The organism is Alteromonas sp. H39, assembly GCF_047556435.1.
Classification (GTDB): domain Bacteria; phylum Pseudomonadota; class Gammaproteobacteria; order Enterobacterales; family Alteromonadaceae; genus Alteromonas.
In genome coordinates this window covers 3,139,190-3,161,425 of the sequence record NZ_CP180210.1, presented here as the reverse complement: position 1 = coordinate 3,161,425, position 22,236 = coordinate 3,139,190, and the positions used below count along the sequence as shown (strand labels likewise).

The 22,236-nt window shown below is 50.3% G+C and carries 12 protein-coding genes; 9 read left to right on the top strand and 3 right to left on the bottom strand.

The features are described 5' to 3' along the window. Window positions 1-49 precede the first annotated feature (49 nt). Window positions 50-3,640, top strand: coding sequence for a LamG-like jellyroll fold domain-containing protein (locus tag ACLBLI_RS13870; protein WP_414828182.1), 3,591 nt, complete (start codon window positions 50-52; stop codon window positions 3,638-3,640). Between the two features lie 139 nt (window positions 3,641-3,779). Here the strand turns inward: ACLBLI_RS13870 and ACLBLI_RS13865 are convergent, their stop codons facing one another. Next, window positions 3,780-5,951: a M3 family metallopeptidase gene (locus ACLBLI_RS13865; RefSeq protein WP_414828181.1), complete on the bottom strand. Its 2,172-nt coding sequence runs from the start codon at window positions 5,949-5,951 to the stop codon at window positions 3,780-3,782. A gap of 320 nt (window positions 5,952-6,271) precedes the next feature. Beyond that, entirely contained in the window at window positions 6,272-7,918 is a 1,647-nt protein-coding gene (locus ACLBLI_RS13860; protein ID WP_414828180.1) for an HAD family acid phosphatase, read from the bottom strand. Window positions 7,919-8,443: 525 nt separating this feature from the next. On the opposite strand from ACLBLI_RS13860, the gene ACLBLI_RS13855 reads away from it, so the two are divergent. The 4 genes from ACLBLI_RS13855 to ACLBLI_RS13840 all read left to right on the top strand — a co-directional run bounded on the left by ACLBLI_RS13855 (window position 8,444) and on the right by ACLBLI_RS13840 (window position 14,387). Further along, complete coding sequence (locus tag ACLBLI_RS13855; protein ID WP_414828179.1) at window positions 8,444-8,896, top strand: hypothetical protein; 453 nt, start codon at window positions 8,444-8,446, stop codon at window positions 8,894-8,896. Between the two features lie 501 nt (window positions 8,897-9,397). Then, window positions 9,398-9,958, top strand: coding sequence for a hypothetical protein (locus ACLBLI_RS13850; RefSeq protein ID WP_414828178.1), 561 nt, complete (start codon window positions 9,398-9,400; stop codon window positions 9,956-9,958). Then, window positions 9,951-12,839, top strand: coding sequence for a prolyl oligopeptidase family serine peptidase (locus ACLBLI_RS13845; protein ID WP_414828177.1), 2,889 nt, complete (start codon window positions 9,951-9,953; stop codon window positions 12,837-12,839). The genes ACLBLI_RS13850 and ACLBLI_RS13845 overlap by 8 nt, the downstream gene beginning before the upstream one ends. Before the next feature lie 297 nt (window positions 12,840-13,136). Further along, the gene (locus ACLBLI_RS13840; RefSeq protein ID WP_414828176.1) at window positions 13,137-14,387 is read left to right on the top strand and encodes a hypothetical protein; all 1,251 of its coding nucleotides are present in this window, start codon (window positions 13,137-13,139) and stop codon (window positions 14,385-14,387) included. Window positions 14,388-14,742: 355 nt separating this feature from the next. On the opposite strand, the gene ACLBLI_RS13835 is transcribed toward ACLBLI_RS13840, so the two are convergent. After that, the gene (locus tag ACLBLI_RS13835; RefSeq protein WP_414828175.1) at window positions 14,743-16,029 is read right to left on the bottom strand and encodes a nitrate- and nitrite sensing domain-containing protein; all 1,287 of its coding nucleotides are present in this window, start codon (window positions 16,027-16,029) and stop codon (window positions 14,743-14,745) included. 439 nt (window positions 16,030-16,468) lie between these two features. On the opposite strand from ACLBLI_RS13835, the gene ACLBLI_RS13830 reads away from it, so the two are divergent. From ACLBLI_RS13830 to nirD, 4 genes are all read left to right on the top strand, one after another. Further along, window positions 16,469-17,329: a formate/nitrite transporter family protein gene (locus ACLBLI_RS13830; protein ID WP_414828174.1), complete on the top strand. Its 861-nt coding sequence runs from the start codon at window positions 16,469-16,471 to the stop codon at window positions 17,327-17,329. Window positions 17,330-17,335: 6 nt separating this feature from the next. Next, window positions 17,336-19,051, top strand: coding sequence for a protein kinase domain-containing protein (locus tag ACLBLI_RS13825; RefSeq protein ID WP_414828173.1), 1,716 nt, complete (start codon window positions 17,336-17,338; stop codon window positions 19,049-19,051). A gap of 276 nt (window positions 19,052-19,327) precedes the next feature. Beyond that, the gene (gene nirB, locus ACLBLI_RS13820; protein WP_414828172.1) at window positions 19,328-21,871 is read left to right on the top strand and encodes a nitrite reductase large subunit NirB; all 2,544 of its coding nucleotides are present in this window, start codon (window positions 19,328-19,330) and stop codon (window positions 21,869-21,871) included. A gap of 10 nt (window positions 21,872-21,881) precedes the next feature. Then, complete coding sequence (nirD, locus tag ACLBLI_RS13815; RefSeq protein ID WP_414828171.1) at window positions 21,882-22,235, top strand: nitrite reductase small subunit NirD; 354 nt, start codon at window positions 21,882-21,884, stop codon at window positions 22,233-22,235. The last annotated feature ends 1 nt before the right edge of the window (window position 22,236 follow it).

The window sequence follows — 22,236 nt, the reverse complement described above, 5'->3', positions numbered from 1 at the left end:
CGCCAGTTGAGCAGTATGGTGACTCACAACACAACTGTGGAGCATAACAATGCGAATTTCGTCTTTTAAAAGACTGCTCAACGCGGCCAGATTTACAACAATATGTCGGTTAAGTGCGGTCTTTGTTCTACTGGGTAGTTCCCAGTCTGCGCTGGCTGAATGGGTGGCAGCGGAATCTGCTGTAATTGAAAAAGGTCGTCAGGTGTACGTCAGAGGCAGCGGGTACTACACCGACAATCAAATTTCCGTTATCCCTGATACACTTTCAGGTGAGCAATTCCGGCTGGTGGTAACCAGTAACAGTCACGATATCACGAATGCCGATGGGCTCACCGAGTCGGGTCTTCCTTATTTCGAAGTGGATGATCTGTCATCCACCTTCAGAATCTACTTTGCTATGCAACGTGCGCGATTCAGCTATTCAGCCGCGTTGTATGAATTTATAGAGACTGGTCAGCCTAATCCATCCATAGATGGGCCGGTCACTTTCTCCAATGCCAGTGTGCATGATCCGTCCGTCATTAAACTTGATAGTGGTGAATTTTATGTGTTTGGCTCTCACCTTGCTGCTGCAAAGAGCAGCGACCTCGTTAATTGGGAGCTAGTCGCCGGAGACGGTGTAGAAAATTCGCCCTTTTTTGATACCTACGAAGAAGAAGCCGCCGAGGGGATCGCCTGGTCAGGTGGCACAGTAGGATCGTGGGCGGCGGACGTTATCCAACTGGCAGATGGTAATTACTACTTTTACTACAATCACTGTGCGTCACCTGATACCGGTCAGTGCGATGCATCACGATCCTATCTTGGCGTGGCAGTTTCAGAGAATATCGAAGGCCCTTACAGCGACCTTGGGCTAATCCTCCGCTCGGGGCATGTCGGTGATGAAAACCCCGGTATCGACGGGGAAATCTATAACGGTAATATCCATCCTAACGCCATTGACCCGGATGTCTTTTTCGACAAAGAAGGGCGCTTGTGGATGGTTTATGGCTCTTATTCCGGCGGCATTTTTGTGATGGAGATGGATCCCGCTACCGGTTTTCCATTACCTGAGCAGGGGTACGGCACCAAAATAATGGGTGGGAATTACGGCGCCATCGAAGGTCCCTACATGCTCTATAGCCCAGAGTCAGACTACTACTACCTGTTTACCTCATTTGGCGGCTATGAACAGAACGACGGTTACAACATGCGCATTTCGCGCTCACGTTCTCCAGAAGGCCCTTTCGTTGATGCAGAAGGTCAGGACATGATAGGTGCTCGCGGCGGCTGGTCGAGCCTTGAACCCTATGGCGTCAAAATTATGGGAGGGCATCTTTTTGATGTGCACCCCGGAGAGCCAGGAAGCGATCACGGCTATATGGCACCAGGGCACAACTCTGCCTATTACGATCCGCAAACCGGTAAGCATTTTGTTATCTTCCACACACGCTTCCCGGATCGCGGTGAAGGCCATGAAATTCGCGTGCATGAGATGTTTGTTAATGTCGATGGCTGGCTGGTGGCATCGCCTCACCGGTACGTACCGATAAACGGTGAAAATATTGTTGATGAGAGTGATGTGCTTGGAACCTTCCGTGTCATCAATCACGGTAAGGATATCAACCGGGTTGCTAAAATCTCGTCTTATATGCAATTAAAAGAAAACGGCGATATCGCAGGTGACTTCACCGGCAGTTACTGGCTAGACGACACCAATGCTATCACCCTTAATGTGGATGGCGCAGGCACCTTTGAAGGTGTGCTGGCCTGGCAATACAACGACAATATCGAAATGCTCGTGCCCTCTTTTACGGCATTGGGTGAGGCTGGCGAAGCATTATGGGGCTCACAGATCCCCGGCATGACAACATCAGAAGCGCTGGATGCGATAGAAAACGATCTTTTCGTTCCTGCCTTTGGCAGCAGCACGATAGTGCTCCCCTCGACCGGGGCACTGGGTGCCAGTATTGTCTGGGTGTCCAGTCATCCGGATATTGTGTCTGCGTCTGGCGAAGTTACCCGGCCTGCGCCAGGTCAGCCGGATGCCGTGGTCACTCTGACCGCAACTGTGGAGCTGAATGGCGAAGTCAGAACGCTGACCTACACCATAACCGTTCCGGCCAGAGAATGGTTTAATCGCATTGCGCACTACCAGTTTGAAGGAAACCTGTCCGATAGTCTGGGGCTGAACGCTGATGGCTCGTCTACCGGCGCGCGTTCTGACACCACCGGAGGTAACGTGCAGTATGCGAGCGGGGAAGTCAGTCAGGGCGTATGGTTGGATGGACAGACGGGAGTGCGTTTGCCAGATGGCCTCATAAACAATAATGCTTATACCGTTTCTTTGTGGCTGAACCCGGCTGCGCTGACGCAATTTACCACGGCCTTTTTCGGTGCGGCAGGCACAGACAACTGGATTAGCCTGGTACCGTGGAGTTGGGACGGAAACACCATGCTGTGGCGGGGAAGTGTAGCCTGGTATGATGCTACCGCAGGGCTGCAAATCCCGGTGGATAGCTGGAGCCATGTCGCGTTCACTGTCAAAGACGGTCAGATAAGGTTGTACATTAACGGTGAGCAGGTATTCAGCGGAACCGGATTCAGTGACATCTTCACAGGCCAAAACGGACTGTTTACATTAGGCGTGAACTACTGGGATCTGCCCTATCAGGGCATGATTGATGAGCTTGCTGTGTACGATGAAGCGCTGACACGTGATGAGATTGTATCTCTGGATATCGAGCGTGTACCGGCAGCCGATTTGCTGGCTCGCGCCGTCGATAATATTGCATTAGGTGATTTATCTTCGGTTAAGTCAGACCTGAACCTGCCGCAGTCCGGATTGTTTACTGCTGTGATTTCCTGGGAATCGTCGAACCCTGCAGTCATTGCTGAGGATGGCACGGTTACCCGTCCTGGTGAACTGGAATCAGACGCTACCGTGACGCTAACGGCTACCGTCGAGCTTATGGGGCAATCTGCGACTCGTGAATTTGTGGTGACGGTAAAATTTCTGGCACCGGTTGCACCAGTGGCGTCTTTTACCTTTGATGCTGCGACGTTGTCTGATACTCAGGGAAATTTTGCAGCTGGCACGCCAACCGGCAACCGAATCAATATCACCGGCTCAGCAGCACAATATGCCGCAGGTGTGAGTCAGTCTGCACTTTACCTGAATGGTAATAGCGGTGTCAGGCTTCCGGATAATCTGATCACCGACCATTCGTACAGCGTGTCATTGTGGCTTAACCCACAGGAACTCACCCTGTTCACCACCGCTTTCTTTGGTTTCGCATCGACCGAGAGTTGGGTAAGTATGGTACCCAGAGGCCATGGCGGTGTGGCAGAAAACACTATGGTGTGGTCTGGAACCAACTGGTATGACGCAGGTATTGGTAGTCAGATACCGCTAAACAGCTGGTCACATCTGGTCATGGTAGTGGATAACGGAAACCTTACGGTTTACCTCAACAGTGAAGTGGCATTTCAGGGCAGTGGTTTCCCCGATGTGTTTTCCGGCATGGCAACGAACGGTTTTGGTCTCGGCGTAAACTACTGGGATACCCCGTTTAACGGGCTTGTCGATGAGGTGAAAATCTATGATGAAGCCATTACCGCAACGGATGTGGAGCAACTGTATCTGATGCCATCTAATTAACCCGCGTGGGAAAAGCTGGCTTTAAATGACAAAAGAGTGGCCATTGCGGCCACTCTTTTTTGTATGACAGTAAATAGCAGGCATCAGCTGCAATCGAATCGCTGTTGCGATTCACTTGGTCAGCCTGCCAGACATAGCATTAATCTATTTTGGTTTTCAAACCTCTGCGGATAAGCAACGCATCCGTTGTTGGTTCTTTTCCGCGGAAGGCTTTATAGGATTCCATTGGCGGGCGTGAGTTACCCACAGACAGAATGTGTTTACGGTACTTCATACCGTTTTCCAGCTTAAGACCTCCCATTTCCTGCACATAAGCGAAGGCATCGGCCGCCAGAATTTCACTCCACATGTAGGCGTAATAACCGGCGGAATAACCGCCACCCATCGAGTGAGCGAAGAACGCGGACTTATAGCGTGGTGGCACATATTCCAGATCAACACCATGTTTCGCCAGCGCGGCTTTCTCAAAGGCATTGATATCTTCAGGAGCGTCGTCTGCAGAAATGGTATGCCACTCCATGTCCAGCAATGCTGCAGCCATGTATTCCAGCGTGTCATAACCCATGTTGAAAGTACGTGAGCGGATCACCTTATCCAGCAGCTCAGCCGGAATGGGTTCGCCGGTCTCATAGTGCTTGGCGTAGTTTGCAATGACTTCCGGGTAGGCAGCCCAGTCTTCCTCAAAGGTTGATGGGAACTCCACGAAATCACGGGATACAGACGTTCCTGCCAGCGTCGGATATTTCACATCTGACAGCATACCGTGAAGTGCATGGCCCATCTCGTGGAACATCGTGGTGACATTGTCGTAACTTACCAGTGTTGGTTCGCCGTCGGGGGCTTTATCGATGTTCATCACATTCACTACCACCGGCTTTTGGTTGAGCAGGTTAGACTGGCCAACAAAAGAGCTCATCCACGCACCGCCACGTTTACCTTTACGGGCAAAGTAGTCGGCGTAGAAAATGGCCAGGCTCTCACCATCCACATCAAACAGCTCGTAGGCTTTCACATCCGGATGATATACCGGCAGATCAGGACGAGGCTCAAAGCGAATGCCGTACAGACGATTCATCGTGTAAAACACACCGTCTTCCAGAACACGGTTGAATTCGAAGTATTGCTTTACCTCGTTCTCGTCAAGATCGTAACGACCCTGACGAACTTTTTCGGCATAAAAAGCCCAGTCCCAGGGCTTAACCGTAAAGTCACCACCTTCAGCGTCAATCAGGCGCTGAATATCTGCGGCTTCTTTCTTCACGTTTTCCACAACCGCAGGCACCATACTTCCCAACATGCTGTAAACGGCATCAGGCGTACCTGCCATTTGCTCATCCAGACCGTAACTGGCCCAGTTCTCGAAGCCCAGTAACGCCGCTTTTTGTGCGCGAAGTTCGGCAAGACGGCTGATGATCTGGGTGTTGTCGTTTTCGCCAGACTGCGCCCGGTAGGCAGAAGCTTCCCAGACACGCTGACGAAGTTCACGGTTTTCCAGTGATGCCAGAATGGGCTGGCGCGTGGTGTTCGTGATACTGATAAGATACTTGCCATCATGATCTGCAGCTTTCGCTGCGTCGGCCGCGGCTGCTATTTGTCTGTCCGACATGCCTTTGAGGGATTCAACATCGTCAACCACAACGGCCACATTCGAAGACTCAGCCAGCAGGTTTTGTGAGAACTGCGTGGTAAGCTTAGAGTGTTCTTCGTTAATTTTACGGATCGTCGCTTTATCTTCATCATTCAGCGTTGCGCCGGCGCGCACGAAACTGGAATAGTACTCTTCCAGCAAACGCTCTGATTCTGCATCCAGCTCCAGCGACTCGCGGTTGTCATACAAGGTTTCAATGCGTGCGAACAGTGCGCTGTTTAAATTAATATTGTCGCGGTGCGCTGACAGCTTCGGTGCCAGTGTTTTCTGCAGTTCACGACGTTCCGCTGAGCTGTCCGTACCCGTAAGGTTATAAAAAATACGGCTGGTACGCGTCAGCAGCTCGCCGCCTTTCTCCATCGCCACAACGGTATTTTCAAACGTGGGTGCGTCGGGGTTATTGGCAATCGCTTCAATTTCTTTGGCGTGCTCTCCCATTCCCTGCTCAAAGGCTGGCAGGAAGTGCGCATCTTCTATTTTGTCAAACACTGGCGCCTCGTAAGTCAGTGGGCTGGCTTTCAGCAACGGATTTTCCTGCGTCTGTGTCTGCTGCGCATCGGCAGACGCTTGCGCTGAGGCTTCCGTTTTGGTTGGCGCTTCCTGAGAGCAGCCAGTCATAAGAAGGGCAGAGAACACTGCCGCTGCGGTTAAGGTTTTTTTCATGTTATCCCCGGTTTGTGTCAATCACGTTCGCCCGCCAGTTTGCAAGAAGCGCTCGCTCGGTGTATTCGTTCAACGCGCCATTAATCACTACATCTGAGATATATTCTTCTGAATGGCGTGACTGTGGCGTTGTCTCTTATTTATCGCGCTGTCTTCTTAACGCATTTAGGCAAGGCTGCGTGTTGCTGTTTTATTTTCTGTCGCAGTTGAATGTTATAATGTAATGATTTTATCTGTCGATGGTCGCCGGGTGCGTTAACCGCACGAAACCCGACAACCATCGTAAATTTATCTTATTTCCGGCGAATGGCACCTGATTGTTACCAGGAGCCATACATCGGGTTGGGTAGCAGGAAGAGGGTGTCTCCTAACTCAGGTAGCAGCATCTCGATATCTGCTTCCTCCTGCGTGACACCAGCAAAGTCCTCAATATTGTCGCCAACCTGAAATGCAATGTGATGAGGTTGCTTCCAGGTAAGGTTCATTTCACGGGTAAGCTGAAAGCACTGCGCTGAACCGGACGAGATTTGCTGGCGACGCAGATCTTTATCATTAATGATGCCGGGCTGGCCCATGGCTTTTTTATCAGCATCAGCGCGCCCCATCAGGCAGGTATTATTCGAGGTGACTGGTACACCGAGTGCCTGCAGGTTGCGCCATGTGTGCATATCCAGTGACCTATTGCGATTCGTAATAAGGGCTACTCTGCCGCCTTTCTCAAATATCGCCTCGATAAAGGCTTTAGCGCCAGGTACCAGCGTGGCGCGCTCACTGGCAACCCATTTATCCCAGGTATCAGGAGCATACCCTTTTCCATTCATTTCCGTATGTTGTTGGTACGCGGAGTTATCTAGCACCGTCTCATCCACATCCATTACGGCAACCCAGTTTTCCGGGGCATCTGACATCGCTTCTACAGCCTCTATCGCCTGCTGATACATGCCTGCAGTCAGCAATTCGTATTCTTTACTGGTACGTTGCCAGATAACGGCATTAGACAAGGTGCTTGCTTCATCGAACAACCTGACTGATACCGCACAGTGGTCGCTTAACATGGCATCTTCGTCCATTTTATCAAAGTGATAAACGGTAGCCGTCTTTGTCACCGCAGCCGCGTTCATGCCGCCAGTGATAATATGGTCGATGGGCGCAGGGTATCGTGGATGACAGCCAATTAGATTGCGGGTGGCAATGGCGGTGGAGCGATTGTCGCGCTGCAATGTTTGGGTCAGGCGATTGTAAGGCGCAGAAAGTCGATGATTAAAATCGCCAAGAATGACATAAGGCGTACCCGCTTGCTCTCGCTGCTGCACCCAGTTATCAAGCACCGGAACCTGAGATGCCAGCGTCTCGCAGGCGTCTGAATCGCTGCGTGCATAATCATCAACAAAGCAGCCGCTTTTCAGGTGAACGGTAAGGATGTCTGTTGGCCCTAAGGGGGAGTCGACAGTGATCGCAACGCCGAAGCGAAGGCCCGGGTTGTCCAACCCCAGCGTGGCGAGATTATTCACCTGCGTCACATTGATGGCTTTTCTGACTGCAAATGCCAGTTTTTGCTGAGTGGAAGTGAAGCCGCTTTCCCGGCACTCATAAGACTCGCTGTCTGGTCGGGATGACATAATCAGCCGCCAGTCAGATTCCGGGAACAACATCGCTAGTGCCTCTTTAGAAGCAACTTCCTGCAGAGCAAAAATATCCGCATCTACTGACTTTATGTAATCAGACATGGCTGCCAGCTCTTCGTTGTTTCGCGGTCGGCAGCCGGTATCAGCAGGGAAGGCGAGGTGTTCGGTATTCCACGTCGAGATTTTAAGTGCGCGACTAATCTCTGATGACACTGATACTGACGAAGGTGCAACAGCAGGAGAGGCTGACACAACATCGCCTGGCAACGCATTCTGAGTTGCGCATCCTGCGCTGAGTAAGGCGATAGTGGCAGCGATTAGGGTTCTGGGTAGTGTGTGCATGAGGTTCCTTTGAAGAGTCTCTTTTATCGTGATCCGTTCGGGCTGAGTGCCTGAGGTTGGTAAGGTAGCCTTTACATTAATATTCAACTGCCATACTTGCCAGCTAACTGCTTTTATCCCTGTTACAGGCGTGCCCGGTAGGCCTGAAAGACCGCGCACGAGCAAGTTGCGCTTTCATCAGTGGAGCAGCAAGAGCGCCGAGAACTTTGGATTACCGCGTTTCAGGTACCGGTCGGTAGCCGTTATCGCGACGCCGCTTAACATTCATTATTCCCTTACAGTACAGCAGAACATGGCTCGACATGGAAGCCTGTTTTGGCAGCCGTATCCAGCGTTTTGAGATGAATTCAGCGGTAGTCGCGTTTAAGCCGGACATTGTTCTGGCAGTCTCTGTTTACAATCCACTGGCACAACCTAAATTGAAAAGGGCTTTTAATTATGCTTAAAAATAGACGTTTGCCAGATTCATCACTATCTTTACTTCTCAAAGTGCAGTAGCGCACTTTGTTTTTTGGAGAATAACAAATGATTAAGAACGTGATGAAAGGAGTTATATTTTGTGTATTTAGCGTAGTTTCTATTCAAAATGTATATGCAGATGACCACGAGTTTCCCTTTGTAAACGGTATGTACTGGGAAGTGACAGGCATTAAACTGTCGGATGGCGGTGGTCTTAAGTATGCCAACTGGCTGGCAGCTGAATGGCGTAAGAATATGGATTATGCGGTATCTCAGGGATGGTTAACCCGTCATGAAATACTGAGCAATGTACATCCGCGCGCCGATGAACCAGACCTCTATTTAATTCGGGTTTTTAACAGTCTGCCTGACGCTGCTGAGGATGAAAAAAGGCGGAAAAACTATATGGCCTGGGTGAAAAAGAGCATGGAAAAAATGCAGGAAGAAAGCGGTAACCGTGCAGAGTATCGTACGGTAATGAGTACATCGCTGCTGCAGGAAATGAAGTTCAGAGAATAGTTAAAATACATCGTCAGGGCTGCAGCCCTGACGGTGATACCACATGCTGGGGAGTAGAGAGAAAGCAGGGCATGTGCTGACGATTGTATTTCTCTAAGATGCAATATCTCCAGTCGGTAAGGCCAGAAGCGCCTGTTTCCGGTAAGGGAGAGCAAGGAGTAGAAAGGCCGTTAATCAAAGACTACGACAACGACATTAACGCACAGCGTGAGTGACCTTTTAGTGATGCGGTGAAAGTGTTATCTGAAATCGCACATCTGAAGCCTGTCAGGCTGTTACTGCCCGCAACCGGTCCATCAGTTTGAACTCTCAACCTCACACATTACATGCTACCCGCTTTTCGGTGCTGGCAGCGTTGCACAATTTTTCCACTTTTGAATAATCTCTGATAATCTCAAACGGTGACAGGACTCCCGACATAACTGATAAACACGATGCGGTGGTGTCAACAAACAAGAGTCTGCCAGACCTAATTGAGAAAAAATAATAACAGGGAAGACGATGAAATTATTTACATATGGACTGTGGCTTATTACAGCATTACTGGCGGGATGTGCTTCAACCGTCTCATCGATTAAAGAAGACAAAGACATAAATCTCGATGTGGATGCCGGGTATTTGCTGTTAGGCGTGGATACTAACCAGGGCCTGCAGAGCATTGACATCGACGGGCCAAAAGATATTCGCCTTACCAGCGCGGATCTGCGCTCCGGAACACAATATATTCTTATTGATTTGGCTGCCGGTGACTATCGGATTGAAGAAATAAAACTCAATCGCTACTGGTATATCGAGCTGGAAGAAGGTCACTGGGACTTTACCATTCGCCCGGGCGGCATCAGTTATGTCGGGCATGTGGAAGTGCAAACCCGTTCGAACTTCTGGCTGGCGCAATTAACCGATGATCTGAAGCTGGCTAACCGCTCCACCGAGGCGCTGGTGTTCATGGAAGAGAAGTTTCCCTCAATTCTGCAAAACCGAGAGCTTCGTTACGATGGTCCGGGTACCGACCCGTTTCTGCAGCGAATGCAGGCGCAGCAGGAGGTAGCCGCAAATGAATAAGTATTTTGCTGGCTTACTTACTGTTCTCTTTTTCGGACTGGGTAGTCCGGGGCTGGCCGCTGCACCGGTGCCCGCTGAGAAGCTGTTTCAGTCTCCCAATATCAATATTCCGGATTTGTCTCCTGACGGGCGTTACGTGTCCTATCTGGCGCGATTTAATGAAGGCACATATCTGGCGCTACAGAATACCTCATCGAAAGCACTGGAAGGCGTGCTGGTACTGGATGATGACGAGCGGGTACGAGGCTATGCCTGGCTGGACAGTCACACCATTCTGGTAAACGTAGAAATAGACAGACGCAGTAAATTGCTGGTGGTGTTCAGCGATCCGGCAACAGAAAATAATCAATGGGATAATCGCTTACTCAATCTGGAGGGCTATTTATTAACGACTCTGCCTGACGATCCCGGCTACGTGTTAATGGCTCTGAAAAACCGAAGCAGTGACTCACCGGTGATTTACCGCATACCGGTTGATGCGCTGCGTTCAGGAAGCGCGGTAGGGCAATATGAAGTGTCTGGTGTACCAAGACAATATGACTGGTTTGCATACAGTGACGATCTGGCGCGTCTGGTGGCCCTGAAAGTCGACACCGACAACGAACAGCTTTATTTCTTCATCGGACCGCTGGACGATTTCGAGAATGCAAACCGTTACCAGCTTAAGCTGGAAGAATGGGACTTTATCCCGGTTGGACAGCTGTCCGAACAAACCATGGCCGTGCTGTCGAATAAAGATACCGACACCATGTCGTTGTTTGAGTTTGATTTACCTACGCAGACATTCGGAAAGCTGCTTTATTCTCATAGCACATTTGATTTGGTCGACGCCGACGTGTCAGCAAAAACCGGCAAGGTAATATCCGTGAGTTACTATCAGCACGGCAAGCTGACCAGTGAATTTCTGGAAGAAAAGCAGCGGGTGAATTCAAACCGGCTCAAGCAGGAATTCGGAGAAAACCAAACGCGCGTGGTGGCGGAAAATCCCACCACCGGGCAGCAGGTGTTAAACGTTTTTTCCTCTGCCAATCCTGGCACGTATTATTTATATGATAGCGCGAGCGACGCGATAGAGAAGCTGTTACCCCTGTATGAAGAGTTGCAGGGGTATACCTTTGAGAAAACCCGGTTAATTCAAACGCAAAGCCGGGACGGCTCTCCTATTGATGCCTATCTCACGACGCCCTCGTCAGCATCACACAATACCTTGCTGGTCATGCCGCACGGCGGTCCGGTAGGCGTAATGGATACTGTCGAATTCGATCCCACCGTGCATTATTTTGTCAGTCGCGGCTTCTCTGTGTTGAAAGTGAACTACCGGGGGTCTGCCGGTTACGGCACTGAGTTTCGGGAGGCCGGTGTCGGGCAGTGGGGAAAAATGATTGAAGAAGATATTACGGCCGCCCTGAATGCTGCGATGGCGCAGCACAATTACGAACATATTTGTGCAATCGGGGGAAGTTACGGTGCTTATTCCTCCATGATGCTGGCTCTCAAGCATCCCGACGACGTTGAGTGTGTCATTGGCGCATTCGGGGTGTACGATCTTCCACTTATGTTTAACTCCAGCAACCTTGCCGTGTTAGACGAAGTTCGGGAAGGCTGGACCAATACCATTGGTGAGCTGGACGATGCATTATTCGATGTATCGCCGGTGTATCTGGCCAAAGATATCAATGTGCCGGTACTGCTTTTCGGCGGCGTGAAAGATGACATTACGACGGTGGAGCACACCCGCAGAATGGAATACGTATTGAAGCGGCATAACAAAGACGTTCAGGCCGTGTATTACAAGCATGCAGGCCATGGTCATTCAAACTGGTACGGTGACTGGCATCAGCACACCCTGAGCTATCAGTTTTTGCTGGAGACGCTGAGGTTACCGGCGCTGGATATCGAGCGCATTCCGGAAAAAGACAAGCCGATGATCCGTAAAGAGTACACGCGCGTCGCCGCAACCTTTGATAGTGACAACTGGCTTAACGGCAACAAGCAAACGGCGCTGGATTTCTATCGACTGGCAGCTGATATGGGCAGTGCTGATGGTTATTTCGGTGTGGGCTGGTATTACGAGCACTCGGATATTGTGGATAAAAACACCGAAAAAGCTTTGGAAATGTACCGAAAAGCGTCAGAACAAGGTGACAGTTCAGGCAGCTACGTTCTTGGTAATCATTACTACAGCGGGAAGTATGTGACTAAAGACAGAGCCTCGGCGATGGCGATGTATGAGTTAGCCAGAGATCAAAAGCATAATGCGATGGTCAATGTCATGTTGGCAAGAGGCTACTGTCTTGGACACGGTGTTCAGCGCGATGAGATGCGATGTATCGAGCTTATGGATCTGGAGCAACAAGCGAAAGATAGCGATGGATTACGGGTGAATGATTCAAGTTACGCCAGACGACGAGCGGTGCTGGCTGACGTGCTGATGTCAGACGATTTAACCGAATCAGGGCGCGAGCAGTTGCAGCAGAGTATGATGAACTGGTTTCATCTGGACAAGTTGGACGTGGAGGTCGAAGTTGATGCCTTTGGCCGGGCAAGTCTTGGCGACGAGGGGCTGCAGTACGATGGCAGTCCTACTATCAGGATATCGGAAGGAGCAACATTTGGTGCCGCGCTGGATATCCAGACCGACAGTGCCTTCAGAAGCTCGCGGGATATGACGATGATAGTCATTCGCTGGCGGATGCATTACGCCGATGGCACATTTGAAGATAAGTTTGATAATCTGCTGTGGGGCAATGAGAAATCAAACTGGTTCGCCAGGCTGAGCGACGAAGATGTCGATGAGATCGCGACAGCGGTAGAGCTGCAGGTGTTTGATCTCAACCGTAACCCACTTGCTGCGCAGCGGTTTCTCATACAGCGTGACTGACAGATAAACGCATGTGTTGACGTCGTCGTGCCTCGCGAGCCTCTCCGGCGTCTCAGCGTAAGTGTGCTTTGCCCGCCCCAGCGCTTTTTTGATCGAACACAACGGTGTGAGATACGGGGTAACCTGATAAAAAGCGGCGCCGGTTGCAAGAATGGCAAGATCGCTGGCACTGCGTTTTCACCACCAATATTAAATTATAAGCCAGCGCTTGTATCAAGCTGGCAATTCATGCAAAGGCGCAGTATTCTTCAGCCGCTTTTTTACATGGACCTTTTACACCTCAGGGAGACTCGCAACATGTTGTATCGTTGCCAAATCGTCGCGCTTTTCGTTTTACTCGTATTCTGTCAAACCGCGCTTGCAAAAGATCTTATATCCGCAGAACAGCTACCGGCATGGTTTGCAGAATCATTGCAGGATGAGAAAAATGTCCCGCTGCGCTCTTATCTCAAAATTCGTGATCTTGGTATCAGTAAAAAGGTCATGGGCGAGCTGGAGATTGTGCCTGTCGGTGACAGCGCCTGGAACTTCGTTAACGATATTGGTACCGAGTCGCCGCTGGACTGTTATGTACTGACCGAGTTTGACGGCCCTGCAACGTCGCTCTACAACATGGTGGACTATGGCCTGCAGGATGCGGCGGAGTTTAATAACAACCCCCTGACAGGAATGCGCACTTTCTCAGTCGATCATGCTGTGCTTGCTGACACTGCCGTGTACTCTCTGGATACCCTTTACAATCTTGGTAAGGGCGAAGAGATGGTGACCGGCGTATTAAAGGCGAAGTCCGCCCAGGTTGGCGATAACCTGCTGATTTGTATGCACAACGAAATTGGCTTCAGAGATACCTTTACTACCGTATTTACCTCTTTGATCGACGCGTTAAAAACGGGCATCACCCGTGAACCATTTTTTGAAATCATCATGACGCTGGAAATGAATCAGGAGCAGATAGGGTTCAGCAGAGAAGCGTTTTACATTGATGCTGACGGAGACATTGAAAAGCAGGGCGTAGTCTCAGCCCTTGCCCCTAAGGGCCCGGTGGCAGTCTTGCGCTCAGATACCGTATCACAGTCCTGGAGTTACACTGACGGCTCGCTGATTAATGCGAGTCAGTACTCTGTCGGAAATGGGGCTGTGGCTTACATGTTATTCCTGGAGATGACAGAAGAGGGATGGCACTTGTCTGGCGATTACCAAGGCAAAGAGGTTGATAGAAACCTTAAGCATGAGGACACGATATTGTCAGATTACGGCTCCCACCTGGCCTCTCTGGCGATGACTGAAAAGGGGATGGAAAACCGTACCTACAAAATGTGGGCTGTCGATAGAAACGCCAATGGTCTGGTTGATGTTATTGCCCGCAACTATACGGGCCCGGACAACTTTGACTATGTGCTGGACGTCAATGGACACCGTGCATTTTTTCACGTTGACGATGCAGGGATAATCAAAAGTTCCACAATCGATGTACCACATGCAACTATGTCTTCTAAGCGGGTTTTACTGCGCGGTAGCCCGGTTATTCAGAAGAAAGAAGTCGATTAACATTTCGCGAAAAGACGATGTCATCAGATCTTCAATACAGGTGCTTTTTCTCTCACGGCGAGTAAAGTGATTGTCGCTGGCCAGCAACAACACACTTTTTTTGTTAAGGGAAAACGAATGACATCGTTGAATAATCAGTTTTTACGAAAGGCTCACGAGGTATAGCGCCCTGACAGTGAGCCTTTTACCAGGGAAAAGCGCAAAGTCGGAAGGTGAGTCTGATGTCAAAATCTGATTCTGGAAAAGCTTGAGACGCTGAAGCAATCACAAAACAATCAGTAAAAGCAGCCTGGTTTTACAACGTCAATATATTGTTGTAAAAGCCAGCTACCAGACATCCGGTTTCGCACCTTCCCTAGCTGGCTGTCGCGACAATACGTTTTGCAAGGTCAGCCAGACGAATATTTTGCGCCATCGCACTGGTCTGCATTTTCCGGTAAGCCTGCTGTTCAGAGAGTTTTCCTTGCTGCATGAGTAACAATTTGGCTCTGTCGATGCTTTTTTGCTCGTGCAGCGCCTGCTTTGCTTCTGCCAGTTCGGCTTTCATATCGTGAATATACTGAGATTGATCCCGTATAAGTTCATAAAAAGACTTATGTGCAGATAGCACGTTGGGTTCTTCCAGCGCAACATCGGATTCAGCATCCAGCCCACTCAGCCCCTTTACTGACTTATCAAACAGCATAGTGAACGGAGAGCCTGTTGCCAGCACGGCATCGTTAAGCGAGGCAACCAAGAGTTCGTGGTTTCTCAGCTCCTCTTCCGCCTGCACTATTTTGCTCTCCGCCAGCCGTGTCAGTCGCCCGGTAAGGTGCTCTTCGGTACGCTGCATAGTATCAATTCGCTGTGTTGCCACTTCATACCATACTTCACTCAGCTCTGACGACACTGTCTCGTTGCCTGATATCTGACAAATCATCTGTCGCAGACGCTCTATGTTCTGAGTGACTTCACTTTGTTGTAAGTCTTCCCACTGGGAGGTTTCTTCATCATCGGCGTAACTGACAAAGGTATCGAAGCACTGGGATTGTGAGGCAGTAAGTGCCTGGACTTTGTCGCATATCGAAGCACTGATATTGGCTTGTGCAAAACCAATCGCGCCCCATGCCCGCTCTTGTCCCGCGTACTCCTTTCCTTGCATGAAATTAAACAGGGCAACCAACAGTCTTGTGGTTTGAGGATCGCTTGCCACATCTGCCGCTTCGAAAACGACCTCCAGTAACCCTGCGATTAGCCTGCTGTATGCACTGGTTGATTCCAGAGGAGTCAGGGCCAAATTATCCACTTTTTCGCGCAATACCGGCAGGTGGTCAATGCCCTGCAGCGCAAAGGTGATCCGGCTTAGGAGACGCATTGGCTGGTTGTGATCGTGGTTCCCCAGATATAGGGATTTCAACACACTGCGTAATGTTTGTTCGCATTCTTTGCTCTGCAGAAGCTGGTGCTGACGCTGTTCAACAAACAACTCGCCTTTGGAACCCAGAAATACGTTACTGATCCCGCGCTCACGCTGAAGCTGATGTATCAAGTCCTTGACCGCTTTTACAGTGCGGCAATTTGATGACAACTGCTGAAGCGCAGCAATTTCCTGACGTTTTGCCGCCAGTAAAAAGCGTTTGGTGATGTCACTGTGCTTGGCCATGGGTCATGCAGGAAAAATCGTTTAATGGAAACTAGCAATATGTGTTCCCGCAATTGTGTTGAATTTTGCAACGCAGCAAAATCAACGCCTTCGAGTAATGAGAGCTCAACGGCGGCATGACAGTAGCCTGACAAAAAAGCACCAAAATGGTGAGGCTGCATCGTGATAGCGCACAACTGGCGAATCAATATCAACGAATCGCTCAATGGTTTTTTATTTAACTAATTGATTCAACTTTTATTTTTAGTTTCTTTCAAATATGGCACTGAACTTGTTTAGTTATTTCCAGCAAGCGTAGTTTCGCTATCACAACCTGAATTCAGACAAAGGCGTCTGCAACTCTCTTAATAGGAGAGATGCGGGCGCTTTTTTTGTCTTCAGAAAAGTGATATCTGGTTTGCGCAAACTGACTGACACACTACTTAATCAGGTGAAAAAAATGGCGTATTTACTTCCTTCTGAATTCGTAACAAAAATGGTCGATGCAGGTGAGTCCAAGATTTACATGTCGACCCGTGACACGCTCGTACGGGCATTTATGGCCGGAGCGATTTTGGCGCTGGCTGCTGTGTTTGCGGTGACCATCGCCGTACAAACCGGCAGCTTTTTACTGGGGGCCGTGCTGTTCCCGGTAGGCTTTTGTATGTTGTATCTGATGGGATTTGATTTGCTCACGGGCGTATTCGTACTTTGCCCGCTGGCCTGGCTGGCTAAACGTCCCGGTGTTACCTGGCCACAGATTTTACGAAACTGGGGGCTGGTTTTTCTGGGTAACTTTGCCGGCGCACTGACGGTCGCATTTATGATGTCTTTTATTTTTACTATGGGATATAACGTCGACGGCGGGGCTATTGCACAGAAAGTTGCCGGGATCGGTGAAGCGCGAACCCTTGGTTACGCAGAATATGGCGTTGCTGGCTGGTTTACAATATTTATCCGCGGCATGTTGTGTAACTGGATGGTGTCTTTAGGTGTTGTTGGCGCCATGATTTCCACGCATGTGAGTGGCAAGGTTCTGGCAATGTGGATGCCTATTATGCTGTTCTTCTTCATGGGTTTTGAACACTCGGTGGTGAACATGTTTTTGTTTCCCTTCGGTCTGATTATGGGAGGAGATTTCTCGGTTCTTGACTACTTCATCTGGAACGAAATTCCCACTGCGCTGGGTAACCTGGTAGGGGGCCTGGCATTCACCGGACTGACGCTTTATTCAACCCATTTCAAAACGGCGCCGAAGCGTGATCTGACGGGCGGTTTTAATAAAGCGGTACCAGCCGCGAGGGTTAACGATAAAGTGTGATTGCCCGTGTTTAACGTTGGTTTTTCAGCGTTTTCCGACGCTGGAAATAAACCCGTAAATCAGGACTGCTACAAGGTAGCAGTGCCTGATTTTTCTGCATCTAAACGCCACGCTGCAATTGCCGTTGTCGCCGATGGCATTAGTTCCAGTCAGGTCAGCCAATACGCCAGCGACCTGGCTGTGAATCAGTTTGTTCATGATTTTCCTGTTACCAGCGAACTGTGGTCAGTTGAGCGGGCCGCGCGTCACGTCGCTGAAGCAATTAACACCCGTTTATACGTGAAAACACAAACCAGCGCCTATCAGGACAATCCAGAGCATGGTTACGTGTGCACTTTCAGTGCGGTGATAATGACCGGTAGCCACGCGGTTTTGCTGCATTGCGGCGACAGTGCGATTTATCATGTCAGAGATAATATCGCCACCTGTCTTACAACGCGTCACCGCGCAGAGTCTGATTGGGGCGAAGCGTTATTGAGCAATGCGCTTGGACTAAAACCAGCCTTATCGGCACAGTGTGTTGTTGTCGATATGCGCCCCGGTGACAGCTTCGTGTTGTTAACCGACGGCATTGCAGAGTCGCTCTCCAACGTGCAGATAGCGCATACGCTTACATCGCACGCAGGGGATGGGGAGATGACTGCACAAACGCTGGCGTCGCTGGCCAAACAGCAAGGCTGTGAAGACAATCTCACTGCCGTAGTGGTTACCGTCGGGAACACAAGCCGTGATAACGCATTAGCCTATACACAAGATGGCTTTCTACCGCTTGCCGGGAATGTGGAAGTGGGTAAGCGCATTGATAACTGGCTACTGGTCCAGGAACTATCGTACAACGAACGAAACCGTGTCTTTCTGGCGCACAGTAAAGATTTTGCAACGCACGTTGTAGTTAAGTTTCCTTCTACAGAAATGGGGGAGAACCCGGCATACCTCGATAGCTTGGCAAAAGAGGAGTGGTTTGCCCGCATGGTACGTTCTCCGTATGTCGTCACATGCCCTTTTTTAGGTTCAAAGCGTACCTGGTTCTACGCAGTATCTGATTATATTCCCGGCCAATCGCTGCGCCAATGGCACGATGACAACGGTATGATGACCTTGCCGCAACTAAGAGCGTGGGGCGCGCAACTGGCTGAGGGGGTGAATGCGCTGCACAGAAAAGGGATCCTGCATCAGGATATCCGGCCGGACAACGTATTGCTTGATACCAACGGTATTCTGAAAATTATTGATCTGGGCAGCGCCAGCTATTTCGATTACCGTTTCTCCTCTTCACCGGAGCTGCCTGTTGCTGCTGGCGATCTGCAGTATTGCGCGCCTGAATATATCGTGGGGTTGCACCCTGATACACGCGCAGACCAATATGCGCTGGCCATTACGTTTTATTTTTTACTGTCAGGCAAGTTTCCCTATGGTACGCGCGTTGCTCAGGTCTCCAGCATCAGCGGTTTACGAAAAATCAGGTATCAATCTGCCTGCGCACAGGGGGCCGTTATTCCTGTATGGGTGGATTTCGCGCTGCAGCGTGCCTGTCATCTGCTGCCCCACAAGCGATATGCAGCCCTGACTGAATTCGTGCATGATCTTTCTTATCCTAATCCAGCGGCAAGCGAAGCGTTACCGTTAATGGAAAAACACCCTCTTCGCGTATGGCAGGGGGTCGCAGCTATAACAACTTTCGGTTTTTTTGCGATGCTGGTGGTGCATTTTGGTGGATGGTGAGACGTGATGATGTCAGTCATAGTGCACCCTTGCATTACCATGGTGCGAAAAGTGCGTCGAGTGGGACTGGGTTTTACTCTAAGTTATTGAAATATATCAAGTGTGACATTTGGCACTATACTTGATTGCACTGTAAACACGTAAGCATGAGCATCGCGTAATATTTACGCCGACTGTTCTGAACAATTTGATAGCAAATCGCTAAACCAGGCAACGACGCCCACGACCGAGAAATCGGTCGTGGGTTTTTTTTTGCCAAATTATAAGGTGAACGAAATGACCCTTTCCTCACAATCTCAACGCATCGTTATCGTCGGTAACGGTATGGTAGGCCACCACTTTGTGGAGCAACTGGTAAATAGCGGCCAGACCTGCGACATCACGGTGTTAAGCGGTGAGAGCCGCCTGGCATATGACCGCGTGTACTTATCGTCCTATTTTTCGGGTAAAACAGCCCAGGACCTGGCGCTGACTGACGCAAAAACCTATCAGGATTGGGGCGTAAATGCTGTTACAGATGCGTGGGTAACGGAAATCAACCCTGAGGCCAAACAGGTTATTACCAAAACCGGTGATGTCTATCACTATGATAAGCTGGTTCTGGCCACAGGATCCTATCCCTTCGTACCGCCCATTCCCGGAAATGACAAACCGCACTGCCTGGTATATCGCACTATCGATGATCTTGAAGCTATCAGCGCCAGCGCGGCGCAAAGTCGTGTTGGCGTGGTGGTTGGCGGCGGACTGCTAGGGCTTGAGGCAGCAAATGCATTGAAGCAGGCCGGTCTGGAAACGCACGTTGTTGAATTTGCGCCCCAATTAATGGCAGTACAACTGGATTTGCCCGGTGGGGACCTGCTGCGTGGAAAAATTGAGTCATTGGGTGTGCAGGTTCACACGCAAAAAGCGACCACAGAAATTATTGCCGGTGAGCGTTGCCGCTATCGCATGAACTTTGGCGATGAAACCCATCTGGAAACGGATCTTATCCTGTTTTCGGCAGGGATCCGTCCCAGCGATCAACTGGGCCGGCTGACCGGACTGGCGCTGGGAGAGCGCGGTGGAATTGTGATTAATAATCAATGCCAGACTTCAGATCCTGACATTTACGCCATTGGTGAATGTGCCTTATGGCAAAACCGTATTTTTGGTCTGGTAGCGCCCGGTTATGCGATGGCAAGAGCCGCAGTTGCCCACCTCACCGCACAGCAGGGCGAATTCGCCGGCGCCGACATGAGTACCAAGCTGAAACTCATGGGGGTTGAAGTTGGCTCTATAGGTGATGCACATGCCCGTAGCCCCGGGGCATTGGTCTACACCTATCATAATCAGCCTGAGGGCGTGTATAAAAAGCTGGTCATTGATGCGGCCAGAGAAAAGGTGATAGGCGCCGTGCTGGTGGGCGATACCAGCGAGTACGATGTCCTGTTGCAATACGCGCTAAACGGCATTGCCTTACCGCAAATGCCAGAATCGCTTATTTTACCTACCGGTGGCGAAGCGCCATCACTGGGGGCCGACGCGCTAGGGGACTCAGCCACTATCTGCTCGTGCCACAACGTCTCCAAAGGCGATATTGTCGGTGCAATTGACGCCGGATGCTGCTCGCTGGGAGAGGTGAAGTCCTCAACCAAAGCCAGCACTGGTTGCGGTGGCTGTACAGCACTGCTTAAAAATGTGGTCGACAGCGAACTTGAAAAGCGTGGCGTGGAGGTCTCAAAAGCGATTTGTGAGCACTTTAACTACACGCGCCAGGAACTCTATCATCTTATTCAGGTAGAGGAGATCCACACCTTTGAAGAGCTCCTTGCTAAACATGGCAAAGGTTTGGGGTGCGATATCTGTAAACCGGCAGCAGCGTCAGTATTTGCCTCGGTCTGGAATGACTACATTCTTACCCGCGAGCACCAACCTTTGCAGGATACCAATGATACGTACCTGGGAAATATGCAAAAGGACGGCACCTATTCTGTGGTACCGCGGGTAGCAGGAGGCGAGATCACGCCTGATAAGCTGATATTGCTCGGCGACGTTGCTAAGCGATACCACCTCTATACCAAAATCACCGGGGGCCAGCGAATTGATTTATTTGGTGCCCGGGTGGAGCAGTTACCTGCGATATGGGGTGAACTGGTAGCCGGAGGCTTTGAGACGGGGCACGCGTACGCCAAAGCTCTGCGAACCGTGAAGTCGTGTGTGGGCAGTACCTGGTGCCGATATGGCGTGCAGGATTCGGTAACGAAAGCGATTACCCTGGAGAACCGTTACAAAGGGTTGCGCGCGCCGCACAAAATCAAGTTCGCCGTATCTGGGTGTACCCGTGAGTGTGCGGAGGCACAAAGTAAGGATATCGGCATTATTGCCACCGAGAAAGGCTGGAACCTCTATGTGTGCGGAAACGGGGGCATGAAGCCCCGTCACGGTGACTTATTTGCCACCGATCTTGATGATATTACGCTGCAAAAATATATCGATCGCATTTTGATGTTCTATGCCAAGACGGCAGATCGGTTACAGCGTACCTCCGTGTGGATGGAAAACCTGGAAGGTGGCCTGAGTTACCTTCAGGACGTGATAATCAATGACTGTCTTGGCATTGGTGACGATCTTGAAGCACAGATGCAGCGCATTACTGACAGTTATCAGTGCGAATGGAAAACGACGATCGAATCGCCGGAAGCATTAAAACGATTCCGTCAGTTCGTCAACAGCGACGCTGCCGATTCCAACATACAGTTTGTCGCTGAACGGGACCAAATCCGCCCAGCCACCCGTGCAGAAAAACGCACAGAAAAAGTCATTCCGGTTGAAATCGTATAGGAGAATTCACATGCAGGCTCAGGCAAGTTTTACCCCTCAATGGCACGATGTTTGTCACATTAATGACCTGGTGACTAATAGCGGCGTGTGCGCTCTCGTTGAAGACCAGCAAGTCGCGCTTTTTCTGACAGAGGCTGATGATGGCAGGCATATTTTTGCTATCAGCAACTGGGACCCGGTTGGCCAGGCAAACGTGCTGTACAGGGGGATTATCGGTTCATTGAATACGGATATCGTAGTCGCTTCGCCCCTGTACAAAGAGCATTATGTGCTTGAAACGGGAAAGTGTGTTGAACGGGAGGACGTCAGCGTTACGGTATATCCTGTGCGAGTAGACAACCAGCGTGTGCTGGTTCAGGCATAGC